Here is a 16,195-nt window from a genome sequence, read left to right on the forward strand (position 1 = left end):
CGCGCGCTTCGGCGCGCTTACGCGGACTTGCGGCTGTCGCGCGGGTGCACGGCGATGTTCATGGCGCCGGAGCGCAGGACCGCCAGCCGCTCGGCCAGCACTTCCTCGAGCTCCTCGCGGGTGCGCCGCTCCATGAGCATGTCCCAGTGCGTACGCGCCGGCTTGCCCTTCTTCTCCTCGGGGCCGTCCCCGTCAACAAGGAGCGCCTGGCTTCCGCAGACCTTGCACTCCCACTCCGGCGGAATCTCCGCCTCGACCGAGAACGGCATCTCGAAACGATGCCCCTTCTCGCATGCGTACTCCACCGCCTGGCGCGGGGCCAGATCGATGCCGCGGTCGGTCTCGTAGCTGGTCACCACGAGGCGCGTGCCGCGAAGAGCTCGCTCACTCATGAATCGTGCCTCCCGGGCTTGTCGCCCACAGGACAGGTGTCGCTGTCGTCGTCATCCGGTCAACGTCCGGTCGGCGGTAAAGATTCCCGTTGCGGGTCATGCGTCGCCCGTCGTGCCGCCCCTTGTTCTACCCACCAGTGCCCGGTTTGTCACATCTGGCATCAGATGTCACCCAGCGTCTTTGTCACTTGAGCACGCAGTAACGGTCCGCCTGGCGGGCCAAAGGCGTACACTACCGGCCTTTCATCGCCGCGTCTAAATCCGGTCCGGAACGGGGTTGCCCGCGGCGGCCACCGCACGCCGCACCGGCACCCGCGCGAGCAGTACGAACCCGAGGACGAAGAAGATCACCAAGGAGATGATGGCATCCCGGTAGCTGCCGGTCAGCTGATACGCGAGACCGAACACCAGCGGGCCCAGCCAGCTCAGCCCGCGGTCGCTCATCTCGTACGCGGAGAAGTACTCCGCCTCCTTGCCCCGCGGCACCAGGTGGGAGAACAGCGAACGCGACAGGGCCTGGCTGCCGCCCAGCACCAGCCCGATCGCCGCCGCGAGGCAGTAGAACCACACCGGCGCGCCCGCCGGCAGGAAATAGCCCGCGGCGAGGATGAGGGTCCACACCGCGAGTGAGGCGAGCACAGTGCGCTTCGCGCCGTGCGTCCGCGCCAGCCGGCCCATGCCCAGCGCGCCCGCGACCGCCAGGACCTGGACGAGGAGCACCGCCGTGATGAGCGTCGTCTGGTCCAGGCCCAGCTCTTCGGAGCCGTAGACCGAGGCCTGCGAGATCACGGTCTGCACGCCGTCGTTGTAGACGAGGTACGCGAGCAGGAAGGACAGCGTCAGCGGATGGCGGCGCATGTCCTTCAGCGTGGCCAGCAACTGACGCCAGCCGGAGCCGACCGCGCCCTCCCCGTCGGCGGTGGCGCGGCGGTCCCGCAGCCGGCGCAGCGGGACGAGCGTGAAGGCGCCCCACCACAGACCGGCGGAGGCCAGGCAGATCCGCACCGCGTCGCCCTCGGACAGCCCGAAGGACTCGTGGCCGGAGTAGACGACGAGGTCGAGCACCAGCACCAGCGCGCCCGAGGTGTAGCCGAAGGCCCAGCCCCGCGAGGAGACCGCGTCGCGTTCGTGCGGCTCGGCGATCTGCGGCAGGTAGGCGTTGTAGAGGACCATCGACACCGCGAGCGAGGCGTTCGCCACGATCAGCAGGAAGGCGCCGAGCAGGTACCGGTCGCCGTCCAGGAGGAACATGCCCGTCGTCGCGGCGGCGCCGAGATACGCGGAGACGGCGAGGAGAGGCTTCTTGCGGCCGCTGCGGTCCGCCGCCGCGCCCGCGAACGGCATCACCAGCACCGCGAGGACCACCGACGCCGACACCGCGTAGGGGAAGACGGAACCGGCCCGCACCGCGATTCCCAGCGGACGGACGAAACCGTCGGCGTCGGCGGCGGCCTTGGCGACCGATGTCAGATACGGCCCGAGGAACACCGTGAGCACGCTCGTCGAGTACACCGAGCACGCGAAGTCGTAGAAATACCAGCCCCGTTGCTCGCGTCTTCGCTCGCGGGCGCTGTCCGCGCCGTCCGTGCGGTCGGCGGTGCCGGCCGTCATCCGCGCCCCCTCGCTCCTGCTGTCCCGGACGCGCTCCGGGTCAGACCCACACCCCACGGTCGGTCAGTACGGTGCGCAACGTCTCCAGATGATCGGTCATGATGCCATCCACGCCAAGGTCCAGGAGCGCGGCCATCCGGTCGGCGTCGTTGACCGTCCAGACATGGACCTGCAGTCCCCGCGCGTGCGCCTCGCGCACGAAGCGGCGGTCCACCACCCGGATACCGCCCTGGGTCTCCGGAACCTGGGCGCACACCGCGCCGCTGCGCACCGCGGCCGGTATGCCCACGGACGCGAGCCGCAGGCCCAGCACGCCCCTGACGCCGTACGACGTGGCGAGGCGCGGACCGGCCCGGCGCACCGCCCGCGCCACCCTGCCCTCCGAGAACGAACCGACGCACACCCGGTCCCAGGCGTCCGTCCTGCGGATCAGGTCCACCAGCGGCTCGAGCGCGGACTCCGCCTTGAGGTCCACGTTCCAGCGGGCGGTGGGGAACTCCTCCAGCAACTCCTCGAACAGCGGAAGCGGTTCCCGGCCCGCCACCCGGGCCCGGCTCACCTCGCTCCAGGGCAGCTCGGCTATGCGTCCGCGCGAGTCGGTGACCCGGTCCAGCGTCGCGTCGTGGAACGCGACCAGGCGTCCGTCGGCCGTCGTGTGCACATCGGTCTCGAAGTAGCGGTATCCGGCGTCGGCGGCCCGGCGGAAGGCGGCCGTGGTGTTCTCGATGCCGTCGGCGGCGCCTCCGCGATGGGCGAAGGCGAGCGTCGCCGGATGGTCCAGGTAAGGGTGGCGTGTCGGATTCACCGCCGCAGTATGGCCTGACTCGGTGTCGAGCCGGCGACCACGGTACTGCCTTCGTTCGCCCCCGGGATGGCGAAGAGCCGCAGGAACAACTGCGCCAGCGGCCCGATCGCCAGCGCGTACACCACCGTGCCGACGCCCACCGATCCGCCGAGCAGGAACCCGGTGGCGACGACCGCGACCTCCAGCGCCGTGCGGACCAGGCGGATCGACCGGCCCGTGAGGCGGTGCAGACCCGTCATCAGGCCGTCGCGCGGACCGGGGCCGAAGCGGGCCGCGATGTACAGGCCGGTGGCCACACCGTTGAGTACGACACCCGTGAGAAGCAGCGGGATCTGCGCCACGAGCCCGTGGACATCGGGCACGACCGCAAGTGTCGCGTCCATGGCGATCCCGATGACGAACACGTTGGACACCGTGCCGAGCCCCGGCCGCTGCCGGATCGGGATCCACAGCAGCAGCACCGCGGCGCCGACGATGATCGAGACCACGCCGATCGAGATTCCGGTCAGCTCCGACAGGCCCTGATGCAGCACCCCCCACGGTTCGAGCCCGAGCCCGGCGCGCACCAGGAGTGCGGAACTCACCCCGTACAACGCCAGACCTACGTACAGCTGGAGCAGCCTGCGGGTGAGATGTCCGGACACGGTGGCGTCCCCCTGTGTGGTGGTAGTGGACCGACGCATGACACTCTGTGGCTACGGAAGAATGCTCAACCATGGCCAATTCGAGGAAGGTGGACTGACTTCCATGTCTCAGTGGACCTCAGCGGTGGGGGCGGCGCAGCTCGCCCGGCAGCTCACCTCCCAGCAACCGCGCCCCGCCGGCCCCGGCACCCGCAAGCCGCCCGCCTACCGCGCGCTCGCCGACGGCATCCGGCTCCTCGTCCTCGAGGGAAGGGTGCCCGTCGCCGCGCGCCTGCCCGCCGAACGGGAGCTGGCCCTCTCGCTCTCCGTCAGCCGCACCACCGTCGCCGCGGCCTACGAGGCCCTGCGGGCCGAGGGGTTCCTGGAGTCCCGCAGGGGGGCGGGCAGCTGGACCGCCGTTCCCGCGGGCAACCCGCTGCCCGCCCGCGGCCTCGAACCGCTGCCGCCCGAGTCGCTCGGTTCCATGATCGACCTCGGCTGCGCGTCCCTGCCGGCCCCCGAGCCATGGCTGACCAGGGCCGTCCAGGGAGCCCTCGAGGAACTGCCGCCGTACGCCCACACCCACGGCGACTACCCGGCGGGCCTGCCCACGCTGCGTCAGATGCTCGCCGAGCGCTACACCGAGCGTGGCATCCCGACCATGCCCGAGCAGATCATGGTCACCACCGGTGCGATGGGCGCGATGGACGCCATCTGCCACCTCTTCGCCGGCCGCGGTGAGCGCATCGCCGTCGAGTCCCCTTCCTACGCCAACATCCTCCAGCTGATGCGCGAGGCCGGGGCCCGGCTCGTGCCGGTGGCGATGGCCGAGGGGCTGGCCGGATGGGACATGGCGCGCTGGCGCCAGGTGCTGCGCGACGCGGCGCCCCGGCTCGCCTACGTCGTCGCCGACTTCCACAACCCGACGGGCGCGCTCGCCGACGAGGACCAGCGCCGTTCGCTGGTGGAGGCGGCCCGCTCGGCGGGCACCGTCCTGGTCGTCGATGAGACCATGTCCGAGCTGTACCTCGACCCGGACGTCGAGATGCCCCGTCCCGTCTGCGCCTTCGACCCGGCCGGTTCCACCGTGCTGACCGTCGGCTCGGCGAGCAAGGCGTTCTGGGCCGGCATGCGGATCGGCTGGGTGCGCGCGGCTCCCGACGTCATCCGCTCACTTGTAGCCGCCCGCGCGTACGCCGACCTCGGCACGCCCGTGCTTGAGCAGCTCGGCGTCAACTGGCTGATGCGCACCGCCGGTTGGGACAGTGCCGTGTCCATCCGCCGCGAACAGGCCCGCGACAACCGCGACGCGCTCGTCGCGGCGGTGCGCAGGGAGCTTCCCGACTGGGAGTTCGATGTGCCCTCCGGCGGTCTGACGCTGTGGGTCCGCACAGGTGGCCTCTCCGGCTCCCGGCTCGCGGAGGTCGGCGAGCGGGTCGGTATCCGGGTGCCGTCCGGCCCTCGTTTCGGGGTCGACGGGGCGTTCGAGGGGTACGTACGGCTGCCGTTCACGGTCGGCGGGCCGGTGGCGGAGGAGGCCGCCACGCGGCTCGCGGCGGCGGCGCGGCTGGTACGCACGGGCGCGACCACCGGCACGGAGGCCCCGCGCACGTTCGTGGCGTGACCGCCGGCCGGGGCCGGGTGCGCTTCGGGTGAGGTGCCCTGTGTGAGCGGGGCGTGGCCGCCGGCCGGGAGGTGCGCTGCCGGGCGGTCGGTCGCCGGGTGGTGCGGGTCGGTCGGGCACGGACGGGTGGTCAGGGGCGCAAGGCCCGGGACGCGCTGCGGCCGGGACCGCGTGGGACGCGCGGGCCCGGCCGGGGTGGTGGCCTCAGCCTTCGGCGGGAACCGCGGTGGCCGCCGGTGCGGGGAAGGCCGCCGGCCTCGCACCGGGCTCGGCCTCCGGCGCCTGCGTCGGCTCGTCCGGACGCGGCGGCAGCAGATCGAGCACCGCCTGCCGGTGCGCCTCGCTCGTCGCGTCGTCGAACGGGTCCGGCGTCGCCGGGACCTGGAGCCTGAGCACCGGGCCCGTGCTCAGCCGCGCATAGCCGCGCCCGGGCGGGACGTCCGCGGCCGGCGTCGTGCGGGGAACCGTGCCCAGCACCGCCTTGACCTGGTCGAAGTCCGCCGGGCCGAGCGCGACACGGGCGCGCGTATGCGTCCGCACGGTCTCGGTCAGGGCGTCGGCGCTGTCGAACTGCTCGGCCACCACGACCGTGACGTGCACCGCCCGGCCGTGCCGCAGCGGCGCCTGCAGCAGCTCCTGCGGGTCCATGTGGCCGTCGGCCGCGGCGAGGTGGCCGAGGACGCTCGGCCGGTCGAGCAGGATCCACAGCGGCCGCTTCGCGTCGTCGGGTGCCGGCCTGCCCGCCTGCCGTGCGCGGTTCGCGACGATCAGGCGCCGCTCGGTCTCGTGCGCGGCCCATTCGAGGCCGGCCAGCGCTCCGGCGAGGTCGCACTCGACCGCGAGGACGCCCGGGCGGCCGGTGAGGCAGGCGTACTCGCCGGTGCCGCCGCCCTCGACGATCAGGACGTCGCCGTGCTGGAGGGCCTGCAGGGCGATGGAGCGCAGCAGTGTGGTGGTGCCGCTGCCGGGCTCGCCGACCACCAGCAGGTGGGGTTCGGTGGAGCGCGGCCCGGTGCGCCAGATGACCGGCGGCGCCTGCTGTGTGGTCTCGCCGCGGGTGACCGGAAGCATGCGCTGGACGGAGTCGGCGTCCGTGAAGCCGAGCACGGTCTCGCCGGGGCCGGTGACGAAACGCTGCGCGGCGACGGAGGTGGACAGGGCGGGCAGCACGCTCATGTCGAGCTGGTTGGCCTCCTCGTCCCAGACGAAGCGGTACTCGCGGCCGCGGCCGGACTTGGTGTGGAGCAGGTGCTCGATCCGGGCCCGGGAGTCGGCCTCGGAGTCGGTGAAGTACGCCGGGTACGTCACGCGCAGCCGGGTGAGGCGGCCGCTCTCGTCGAACTCGTACCTGCTGAAGACCTTGTCCCACTCCCCGCCGTGGGTGAAGAGCGGAGCGGGGTCCTCGGGAGCCGAGAAGTACGGCACGAGGGCCTCGTACAGGGCCTTGAGCCGGGCGATCTCGGTTTCGTCGGGGCCGGTCCTGACCGGTTCCCCGACCCTGCCAGCCCAGGCGGCCGCGGCCATCACCGTGATGAGGGCGACCAGCAGCCCGTACGGGACGACCGCGACGGCCAGGACGCAGGCCGCCACGAAGAACAGGGTGGGGCCACGCCGTTCCTTGGGAGTGGCGGCCCACTTGCTCCGGGCCATGGCGGCCAGCTTCCGCAGACCCCGGGTGACCGTGATCAGCGGATGGAGGACATCGGTGGCGCCGTCGGCGGCCGTGCGCGCGATCTCACGGCTTCGGGCGATCTGTGCGCTGCCGCTGGTCAGAATGCGGGGGAGTGGTCGCCGGGCCACATCTGTCTCCTGAAGGTGCTCGTGTCTCCTGAAGGTGCTCGCCGGTCGTTCGGGGCGTCAGAACTTGATCCCGCCCAGCAGCCCGGCGAGGCTCGTGGTGCCCGCCGTGATGCTCGGAGCGATCGCGGTGCCCGCGAGGAAGAAACCGAAGAGCACGGAGACGAATGCGTGAGACGCCTTGAGCCCGTCTTTCCTGAAGAAGAGGAAGACGATGATGCCGAGCAGCACGACGCCTGAGATGGACAGGATCATGAGGTTCTCCTGGGTGAGGGGACATTCACCATGAGTTCTTCCATGCTTACAGAAAGTGTCTATACGATAAAAGCTGCAAATGGGTGAAATAGGGCAGGATTCACTGCACTGGACCACACGCGTTCGTTGATCGGCGCGCACACGGCACGGCGCAGTGGCGCGGTGCCTCCCGCGGCCTTGCGCCGGGGACCCGTTCGCCCTCGTCAGCGCCCTCGTGCCGGACCGCCTGGCAGTACCCTGTCGATTCACTCGTACGGATGCTCCTGCCGTGCGGGCCAGGTCAACGTGGTGAAAGGCGGTCCGTCCGATGAGCGAAGTCCCGGACTCCGAGGTGATCGAACTCGCGACCAAGGTCTTCGACCTGGCGCGCCGGGGGGAGACCGAGACGCTCGCCGCGTATCTCGACGCCGGCGTCCCGGCCGACCTGACCAACGACAAGGGCGACACCCTCGTCATGCTCGCCGCCTATCACGGGCACGCCGCCACGGTCGAGGCGCTCCTCGCCCGGGGCGCGGAACCGGACCGGGCCAACGACCGCGGCCAGACGCCTCTCGCCGGCGCGGTCTTCAAGGGCGAGGACGCCGTCATCCGCGCACTGCTCTCCGGCGGCGCCGATCCGCAGGCCGGAACCCCCTCCGCCGTGGATACCGCGCGGATGTTCGGGAAGACGGATCTTCTCGAGCTGTTCGACGGCCGCTGAGCGGCCGTCGCGCACGTTCCGGTCGGCGCCGCACGCGCTCCGACCAGTCATGACGGGACCATCTGCGGGGGTGGGCCTCCAGGGCGGCCGCCAGGTCGTGGGGGAGCCGTAAATGTGGTCGCGGTGGCGAAATGCGTGGGTCATCATGACGTCAGCCCTGTCCCGGAGCTCATCATCCGGGAATTCCCCTGGGGCCACCGAAGAGAGGCAGAGGAACATGCTCACCACCAAGCAGAAGACGCGTATGACGACGGGCGGCCCGACATGCTGCTGCGCGGCCTAGGCATTCCAGTCACCGGTTGCGTCGACAGCTTGATGTGAGGCATTCCCCATGTTCGATCCAGTCATAGCGCCGAGCGGCACCCTGCTCGGCCTGCTGCAGAGGGGCCGCGGCGACGGCACACTGCACGCGCTCGCCGCGCCACGGGCCGAAGCGCTCGCGGCGCTCAACCACTGCGTCCTCAACGACCCCCGCCACGACTGGCAGGTCGAGAACCGCTCCCTCTACTACGCCCGCCTGTACCTCGACCTCCACGGCAGCCTCGAGGAGATCGAGCGGCACCTGTGCGACGCCGACGACCACCTCGACGCCGACGAGACCAGGACCGGCCTCGCGCTCGCCGTGCTCGGGCACCTCGCCTCCTACGGCCGGGGCGACGCCCTCGCCCTGCTGCGCCGGTACGCCGCGCAGGGCGCCAACTGGGCCTGGGCCCTCGACGAACTCGCCCTGCGCGACGACGACGCGGGCCTGCGCTCCCTCGCGGCCCCGATCCTCGCCCGCTTTCCCGCCACCCCCGAGGGTGACGCCGACCTGGCCGTCGCCGTCCGCGACGCCTTCGAACCGCGGCCGTGGCGGCTGTGGGCGGAGGACCGGCGCGAGTTCGTCGGCGGCCGGGTGCGCGCCGCGCAGGAAGCGGGCTCCTTCGACCGCTGGCAGCGCCAGATGCGTCCCTCCGGCCCCCGCCCCGGCTGGAGCGTCCAGGCCGTCCTGGAATGGGCCGACCAGGGACTGACGCGCGGCAGTGCGCTGCACGTGCCCGCCGCCCGCTGCCTGTCCGCCGTCGCGGGACCCGAGGACCGCCCCGAGATCGTCCGCGCCGCGCACGACGGATCCGACGGAGCCCGCTGTGCCGCCCTGCACTACCTCGCCGAGTCCCGGGACCCCATCGTCCTGGACCTGATCGAGGCGGCCGTCGCGAACGGATCGGCCACCGTCGCCGAAGCGGCGATCTCCGCGTTCGAGCGAATGTGCGGCGACGAGGCCGTGGACCGGGCCCGGGGCTGGGTCCACCGGCCCGACGCCCTCGGCGCGTCCGCCGCCGGAGTCCTCGCCTGCCGTGGCGCCGCGAAGGACGCACCCCTCGTGCTGGGCGCCCTGCGCGAGACCGTCCGCGCCGACGGGCCCGACGCGCCCCTGCTGTGGACTCTCGTCGACGGCACGGGCCGGCTCGGCATCGCCTGCGCCGCACCCGTACTGCGCCACGTCTACCGCGAGACGACCTCCTCCCGTCTCCGCGGCCGTGCCGCCCGGGCGCTCGCCGCCACCGACCCCTCCTTCGCCACCGGATTCGCCGTCGAATGCCTGTGGGACTGTGAGGAGACCACCAGAGAGGTCGCCGCCCTCCACGCCGAGACCGGGGACGTACGCGTCGCCGAACGACTGCGCCGGCTCGCCGCCGACCCCGCCGAGGAGGCGGAGGTGCAGACCGCCGTACGCAGCAGGATCGGGCCCGACATGCCCGCTGTGTGACGACTCGGAGCCGTCGGGCCGGGCGTGGCAACAAAACGCTCATGGGACGTTCCCCGGCCGGAAAGATCCACGTTGGCACAGCCACCCCGGGCCCGACGACAACACGGGTATGCGTGTCGTCATCGTCACCGAATCCTTCCCGCCCGACGTCAATGGTGTGGCGCACTGCGCCCTGCAGACCGCCCGGCACCTCGCCGCGCGCGGTCATGAACCGCTCGTCATCGCCCCGGCCGCGGCCGGGGCCGACAGCGCCGACCCCCACGCGCCGTGCCCTGTCGTCCGGGTGCCCTCCCTGCCGCTGCCCGGCTATCCGCAGGTACGGGTCGCGCTCCCCAGCCGCAGGGTGGCGGCGGCGATCACCGCGCACCGCGCCGACATCGTCCACCTCGCGAGCCCCTTCGTGCTCGGCGTCCGCGGGATGGCCGCGGCGGCCCGGCTCGGCCTGCCGGCCGTCGCCGTCTACCAGACGGACCTGGCCGGGTACGCCCGTACCTACGTCGGAGCGGGCGAGGGCACGGCCTGGCGGCGCATCAAGGCGGTTCACGGAGCCGCCGACCGCACCCTCGCCCCGTCCACCGCTGCCCGGCGCGACCTGGAGGAGCACGGCGTCGAACGCGTGGCGCTGTGGCCGCGCGGCGTGGACACGGCACGCTTCCGTCCCGAACTGCGCGACGAGAACCTGCGGCGCGAACTGGCGCCCGGCGGGGAGCTGATCGTCGGCTACGTCGGCCGCCTCGCCCCCGAGAAGCACGTCGAACTCCTCGCGGGCGCCTGTGGCCTGCCGGGAGTACGGGTGGTCGTCGTCGGCGACGGACCGAGCGAGACCTCGCTGCGCGGCGCGCTGCCCGGCGCCGTCTTCCTCGGCCGGCGCACCGGGGACGACCTCGCGCGGATCTTCGCCTCCCTCGACGTGTTCGCGCACACCGGCCCGTACGAGACCTTCTGCCAGACCGTGCAGGAGGCCATGGCGAGCGGCGTCCCCGTCGTCGCGCCCGCCGCCGGCGGCCCGCTCGACCTCGTCGACCACGGACGGACCGGCCTGCTCGTGGCACCCCACAGCACCGACGCGGTGCGCGACGCCGTACGGGCGCTGGCCGACGACCCCGGGCTGCGGGCCGGCTTCGCACGCGCCGGGCGCGCCGCCGTCGAGGGCCGCACCTGGGCCGCGGTCGGCGACATGCTGCTGGACCACTACGCCGACGTCCTCGGCGCGCGCACGGCGGTGGCGGCATGAGCGGACTGCGCATCGTACGGCTGGCGAACTTCGTCACACCGTCGTCCGGCGGGCTGCGCACCGCACTCGACCAGCTCGGCCGCGGATACCTCGCCGCCGGGCACGAGCCCGTTCTGGTCGTCCCCGGAGACCTGGAGAGCGACCGGCACACCCCGCAGGGCCGCGTCGTCACCCTGCCCGGCCCCGAGCTCGTCGGCACCGGCGGCTACCGGGTGCTCGCCGGGCGCCGACGGCTGCGCGCCCTCCTCGAGGACCTCGCACCCGACCGCCTCGAGGTCTCCGACCGCACGACCCTGCGCTGGACCGGCGAGTGGGCGCGCCGCCACCGCATTCCGTCGGTGATGGTCTCGCACGAGACCGCCGACGGTGTGCTGCGCACCTGGGGCCTGCCGGACTCGCTCGCCGCGCGGACGGCGGACCGGCTCAACCGGCGCAGCGCCTGGGCCTATTCGAAGATCGTGTGCACGACGGAGTGGGCGGAACGCGAGTTCATCCGCATCGGCGCGCGCAACGTCGTACGGGCGCCGCTCGGCGTCGACCTCCGGCGGTGCCGGCCCGGGCGGCGCAGCACGGTGCTGCGCGCCCGGCACGCCGACGGCGCGCGCGTCCTGCTGCTCCTCTGCTCGCGGCTGTCGGTGGAAAAACGGCCCGGCACCGCCCTGGACGCGCTGGCGGAACTCCGGGAACGGGGCGTGCCGGCGGCGCTGGTCGTCGCCGGGGACGGGCCCCTCAAGGCGCCGCTGGTGCGCAGGGCGGAGGCCGAGCGCCTGCCGGTCCGGTTCCTCGGCCACGTCGCCGACCGGGAGGCGGTCGCCGACCTCCAGGCGGCGGCGGACGTGTGCCTGGCGCCCGGCCCGGCGGAAACGTTCGGGCTGTCCGCGCTGGAGGCCCTGGCCTGCGGCACGCCCGTCGTGGCGAGCGCGTCCTCCGCGCTGCCGGAGGTGATCGGCGACGCCGGCGTCGCCGCGGCGGACACGGCGGCGGACTTCGCGGACGCGGTCCTGGAGGTCCTCGCCCGGCCCGAGAGCACCCGACGCGAGGCGGCCCGGGCGCGGGCCGAACTCTTCGACTGGGACAGCTCGGTGACGGCGTTCCTGGCCGCCCACGACGCCCTGCCGGTACGGAACGGAGCGAAGGAACCGGGAGTCCAGGCATGACGACCGCGGACCTCGACGGGGAGTGCGGCGTGCGGTGCCTGTGCGCGGAAGCCGGTCCCGAGAGCGTGGCCCGATCCGGGGTCGGCGCGGACGGGGACGGCTCCCCGTGCGGGTGGCACGCCGTACCCCCGCCACGGGACGGCCGTGCCAGGGCCGTCCTGCTGGACGAGACGGCCATGCCGCCGCGCGCAGCGCAGAGAGCGGGGACGGCCACCGCCCCGCCCCTGCGGTTCGTCGCGCTCGGCGACTCGCTCACCCAGGGCGTCGGCGACCCCGTCGACGGCGGGTGGCGGGGATGGGCCGCGCTGCTCGCCGACGGCGTCGGGAGCGTCGAGCGGCCCGCCGTCTTCCGGAACCTTGCCGTCAGCGGCGCCCTCAGCCGGGACGTCGCCGAGCACCAGGTGCCGCAGGCCCTCGATTTCGGGCCGGACATCGCGTCCGTCGTCGTCGGCGTCAACGACACCCTCCGGCGCACCTTCGACATCGGCCGGCTCACGCGCCATCTCGACCAGGTGTGCGGTGCGCTCGCCGCGCGCGGCGCCGTCCTGCTCACGGCCTGCCTGCCCGACCCCGGCGCGATGTTCGCCCTGCCCGTACCCCTGGCCCGGCCTCTGGCCCGGCGGCAGCGGGCCGTCAACGCCGTGGTCCACGCCCTCTCCGACCGCTACGGCGCCGTCCATCTGCACGCCGCGGACCCCGCCTGGGTCGCCGACCGGTCCATGTGGAGCGCCGACCGGCTGCATCCCGGCGAACGGGGACACCGCATGCTCGCCCGGTCCTTCCACGACCTGCTCTGCGCCCGCGGACTCGTCCACGGCCCGCCCCCCTCCACCGAACCCGACCGGCCGCGGCCCACCCGCGCCGAGGCGCTGCTGTGGCTCGCCACGGCGGGCACCGGATGGGTGGCGCGCCGGTGCACCGACCTGATCCCGCAGCTCCTGCGGCTCGCCGGCGACGAGATGCAGCACTGGGCCCGCGGCACCAGCGCCCGGCTCGACCGGTCCGCCGAGCACGCCCTGTCCGCCGCTCTCGCCGCCGTGTCGCCGGAGCCGCCGTTCCGCCCCGCCGGGGCAGGAGCGGGGGAATGAGCGGGCGCCGGGAGTTCTGGATCGACCGTGGTGGCACCTTCACCGACATCGTGGGCAAGCGCCCCGACGGGCGGCTCGTGACCCGCAAACTGCTCTCGCACCACCCCGAGCGCTACCGTGACGCCGCCGCCGCCGGGATCCGCCTGCCGCTCGGCACACCCGACGGCGAGCCCGTCCCGGGCCGACCGCGTCGCCGCGGTCAGGATGGGCCCGCGATCGTCGCCGAGGCCGACGCGACCACCGTCGTCGACCCGGGCCGGCAGGCAGCGGCGCGCGACACCGGGCACCTGCTGCTGACCCGCGTGCGGCCGCGGCCAGGACGCGTCGCGGTCGGCACGGACGTGGACCCCGTGCTCCTGGAGGTGTTCAACAACCTCTTCACGGCGATCGCCGAGCGCGGCCGACGGGAGGCGTGCCTGTGCGGGTCGAGCGATGACGCCAACGTAGAGAATCGTTGAACGATCCGACAAGGGGCGCGTTGAGTCGTCCGGGCTTCTACGATGGATCCCGTGCGCCGGTGTGAGCCGTCCGGTGAAGCAGAGAGAGGGCGTTGTGGGGACGACTGAGCCCGGGGCCGGCGGACTGGCCGACGACCGCCCGCTGTTGGGGCGCACGAGCACGGCCGAGCGGGTGGCGGACATCCTGCGCACCCGCATCGCCGAGGGCTACTTCCCGCCCGGCGAGCGGCTGTCGGAGGACAGCATCGGCAAGGCGCTCGGCGTCTCCCGCAACACCCTGCGCGAGGCCTTCAGGCTGCTCACCCATGAACGGCTGCTCGTCCACGAACTCAATCGCGGCGTCTTCGTGCGCATGCTCGCCGTCCAGGACGTCGAGGACATCTACCGGACCCGGCAGCTCGTCGAATGCGCCGTCGTGCAGGGCCTGGGGGAGCCGCCCTACGACCTGGCGGCACTCGACGCGGCGGTCACCGGCGGCGAACGCTCCGCCCGCGAACGCGACTGGAAGGGCGTCTCGACCGCCAACATCCACTTCCACCGCGAACTCGTCGCCCTCGCAGGCAGTGCCCGCACCGACGAACTCATGCGCGGCGTCCTCGCCGAGCTCCGCCTCGCCTTCCACGTCGTGGACGACCCCCGTGGCCTCCACCAGCCCTACCTCGTGCGCAACCGGGAGATCCTTCAGGCCCTGCGCGCCGGCGAACGCACCAGGGCCGAGCGGTTGCTGGCCGACTACCTCGACGACTCGCGCACCCGCCTCGTCGAGGCCTACGCGGGACTCGTCGCCGACGCCGACGGGGCGTAGCGGACCCGGGGCCCCCTCCCCGGCGGCCGGGAGTGCGCAGGGGGACGGCCGGGGCGCGGAGCGGTCGCTTCTGCGCCGTTTTCTCCGTTGTCAGTGCGAGGACCTAATCTGTGCACCGTGACTTCGCCTGCCCCGACGGAATTCGTTCCGCCCCAGCTCAGCGCGGGGCCGCGGCCCGCGCAGGGCCCGGCCGCCGACGAAGGGCTGGCGCGGCGCCTCCGCGCGCTCGCGTGCACCGCTCCCCTGCACGACCTCGATGCCCGCAAGGTCAACCTGGCGGGGGAGTACACGGTCTACGCGATGGCCGAGGTCGCCCTCGCCGCGATCGACCTCGTCACGCTCAACATGGACTTCGACACGGGAGCCGACCACGACCAGATAGTGGCCAGACTCCTCCCGCGGGTCGCGGCCCAGGCGCCGCACCGCCCGCAGGCCGAGCACGAGCGCGTCGCCCGCTGGGTCCTGGAGAACCTGATCAACGTCGGCAGCGTGGACCGCGGATTCCGGGCCGTGTACGGCACCTTCGGCACCGACGGGGTCTACACCCGCCGCGACTACGACTTCAAGCTCGTCGAGGAAGTCCCCGGATACGGCGGCAGCGTCTATCTGCGCACGACCGACGAGGCGGTCAACGTCCTCGTCGGCGCCCTCGACACCGACGTCACCAGCGCACAGATCGCGGCCGAGGTGAAGCTGGAGGTCCTGATCAGCAGGGGCCGCCTCGCCGACGCCCAGCTCGCCGCCGAGCAGGCGCGGTACCGCACCGTGCAGTACTCGGAGGCTCTGCGCCGGACCCTGGACGCCACCCGGCGCAACGTGCGCGCGGTCGACTGGCTCAACACCGTGCCGGACATGATCGCGGAGGCCCTCGACCACGTCGCCGACCGCTACCGCCACGAGAACGCGATCCTGACCAACATCCGCAAGGCACGCGACGAGGCGGAGGACCCGGAGCACAAGCGGCGGGCCGCCGAGCTCGTCGACATCGTCAAGGACTGCATCCGCCGTCACACCCAGCTGCAGTCCCGGCTGCTCGAGGCCGGCCCGCTCTTCCGTGCCGAGCAGGACCGCCAGGCCTTCGCCCGCCCCACCGCGCGGACCGGACTCGACCTGTACGGTCAGCTGCTGGCGCCCCTGCTCCCCCTGCCCGTCGCCTCGGCGACCCGTGTCACCGACGCCTTCTTCGCCCGCGGCACCGGGCTGCGCACGCCCGCCTCCGTCCGCGTCGGCGACCTGATCGATCTGCTGTTCACCCCGCCGCCGGAGCGGGAGCACCTCGGTGCCGAGATGCCGGAGCCCGATCTGATCGCCACCCCCGACGACAGCCGCTTCAGCGAGGAGCAGCTGGCGAGCGCCATGGAGCTGCTCGACCTGGAGCACGACGCACCCCGCCGGCTCTCCGGTCTCCTCGCCGAGGCACGGCGGACCGACCCGGAACTGCCCTATCTCGTCGCCCTGTTGGCCGTCCACGCGGCGAGCCCGCCGGTCGGCACGGCGTACCGGCAGGGCGAACAGCGCCTGCTCTTCGCCGTCGACGACGGCACGGAGCTGGACGACCCCGAGTTCGGCGGTGCGGACCTGATAGTGGGCACCGCACTGCTGGACGCGGCGGGCATGGCGGCGGACCGTGCGGAGGGCACGTGACGGACCCCGCGCCCTCCCTCGACCGGCGGCCCCGCCCCCGGACCCTCCTCCCGCGCCCGGCGGGTGTGGGGGGACCGCCGGCGCCTCACACGCCGGCCGGGCTGGATTCGACCCCGCGCCGTCAACCCGTCCGCGGGTCGCTCCCACGGCTGCCGGGCCGTACCGGGAGATCGAGGACACCGCGCGCAGCACGGTACGGAGTCCGGGGCCTGCCCCGGCTCGCGAAGGACCGGGCAGGGGAACAGCCCGCCG

At 73.3% G+C, this 16,195-nt stretch carries 14 protein-coding genes and 1 pseudogene; 9 read left to right on the forward strand and 6 right to left on the reverse strand.

Annotated elements, in window-relative coordinates; translation table 11 throughout:
- Positions 1–17 precede the first annotated feature (17 nt).
- The 4 genes from HW130_RS30925 to HW130_RS30940 form a co-directional block, all read right to left on the reverse strand.
- Positions 18–392, reverse strand: a complete 375-nt coding sequence (locus tag HW130_RS30925) for an RNA polymerase-binding protein RbpA (RefSeq protein ID WP_026278069.1) — start codon at positions 390–392, stop codon at positions 18–20.
- A 255-nt stretch (positions 393–647) separates the two neighbouring features.
- Positions 648–2,003 carry an MFS transporter gene (locus HW130_RS30930; protein ID WP_177153079.1) on the reverse strand — a complete coding sequence of 452 codons (1,356 nt, stop codon included), beginning with the start codon at positions 2,001–2,003 and terminating at the stop codon, positions 648–650.
- Between the two features lie 40 nt (positions 2,004–2,043).
- Entirely contained in the window at positions 2,044–2,808 is a 765-nt protein-coding gene (locus HW130_RS30935; RefSeq protein ID WP_177153080.1) for a glycerophosphodiester phosphodiesterase, read from the reverse strand.
- Positions 2,805–3,491, reverse strand: coding sequence for a YitT family protein (locus HW130_RS30940; RefSeq protein WP_177153081.1), 687 nt, complete (start codon positions 3,489–3,491; stop codon positions 2,805–2,807). The genes HW130_RS30935 and HW130_RS30940 overlap by 4 nt, the downstream gene beginning before the upstream one ends.
- 64 nt (positions 3,492–3,555) lie before the next feature.
- On the opposite strand from HW130_RS30940, the gene HW130_RS30945 reads away from it, so the two are divergent.
- Entirely contained in the window at positions 3,556–5,055 is a 1,500-nt protein-coding gene (locus tag HW130_RS30945; protein WP_177153082.1) for a PLP-dependent aminotransferase family protein, read from the forward strand.
- Between the two features lie 204 nt (positions 5,056–5,259).
- Here the strand turns inward: HW130_RS30945 and HW130_RS30950 are convergent, their stop codons facing one another.
- Together HW130_RS30950 and HW130_RS30955 are read right to left on the reverse strand one after the other, a co-directional pair.
- Entirely contained in the window at positions 5,260–6,855 is a 1,596-nt protein-coding gene (locus HW130_RS30950) for a hypothetical protein (protein WP_177153083.1), read from the reverse strand.
- A 57-nt stretch (positions 6,856–6,912) separates the two neighbouring features.
- Positions 6,913–7,107, reverse strand: coding sequence for a hypothetical protein (locus tag HW130_RS30955; protein WP_177153084.1), 195 nt, complete (start codon positions 7,105–7,107; stop codon positions 6,913–6,915).
- 307 nt (positions 7,108–7,414) lie between these two features.
- Here HW130_RS30955 and HW130_RS30960 point away from each other — a divergent pair, with 307 nt between their 5' ends.
- The 8 genes and pseudogenes from HW130_RS30960 (at position 7,415) to HW130_RS31000 (ending at position 15,943) form a co-directional block, all read left to right on the forward strand.
- Positions 7,415–7,807: an ankyrin repeat domain-containing protein gene (locus tag HW130_RS30960; RefSeq protein ID WP_177153085.1), complete on the forward strand. Its 393-nt coding sequence runs from the start codon at positions 7,415–7,417 to the stop codon at positions 7,805–7,807.
- A 331-nt stretch (positions 7,808–8,138) separates the two neighbouring features.
- Complete coding sequence (locus tag HW130_RS30965; protein ID WP_177153086.1) at positions 8,139–9,557, forward strand: HEAT repeat domain-containing protein; 1,419 nt, start codon at positions 8,139–8,141, stop codon at positions 9,555–9,557.
- Positions 9,558–9,666: 109 nt separating this feature from the next.
- Positions 9,667–10,791 carry a glycosyltransferase family 1 protein gene (locus HW130_RS30970; RefSeq protein ID WP_177153087.1) on the forward strand — a complete coding sequence of 375 codons (1,125 nt, stop codon included), beginning with the start codon at positions 9,667–9,669 and terminating at the stop codon, positions 10,789–10,791.
- Positions 10,788–11,948: a glycosyltransferase gene (locus HW130_RS30975; protein ID WP_177153088.1), complete on the forward strand. Its 1,161-nt coding sequence runs from the start codon at positions 10,788–10,790 to the stop codon at positions 11,946–11,948. The genes HW130_RS30970 and HW130_RS30975 overlap by 4 nt, the downstream gene beginning before the upstream one ends.
- Before the next feature lie 176 nt (positions 11,949–12,124).
- The gene (locus HW130_RS30980) at positions 12,125–13,036 is read left to right on the forward strand and encodes an SGNH/GDSL hydrolase family protein (protein ID WP_177153106.1); all 912 of its coding nucleotides are present in this window, start codon (positions 12,125–12,127) and stop codon (positions 13,034–13,036) included.
- Positions 13,033–13,246 (forward strand): annotated as a pseudogene (locus HW130_RS30985) (hydantoinase/oxoprolinase N-terminal domain-containing protein); the annotation flags it as partial. The gene HW130_RS30980 and the pseudogene HW130_RS30985, both read left to right, overlap by 4 nt.
- A 342-nt stretch (positions 13,247–13,588) precedes the next feature.
- A complete protein-coding gene (locus HW130_RS30995) occupies positions 13,589–14,299 on the forward strand; it encodes a GntR family transcriptional regulator (RefSeq protein ID WP_177153089.1) in 711 nt (236 codons plus the stop codon).
- 117 nt (positions 14,300–14,416) lie between these two features.
- A complete protein-coding gene (locus tag HW130_RS31000; protein WP_177153090.1) occupies positions 14,417–15,943 on the forward strand; it encodes a hypothetical protein in 1,527 nt (508 codons plus the stop codon).
- Positions 15,944–16,195: the final 252 nt, after the last annotated feature.

Origin of the sequence: Streptomyces sp. PKU-EA00015, from assembly GCF_013387495.1 — a bacterium.
Taxonomy (GTDB): domain Bacteria; phylum Actinomycetota; class Actinomycetes; order Streptomycetales; family Streptomycetaceae; genus Streptomyces.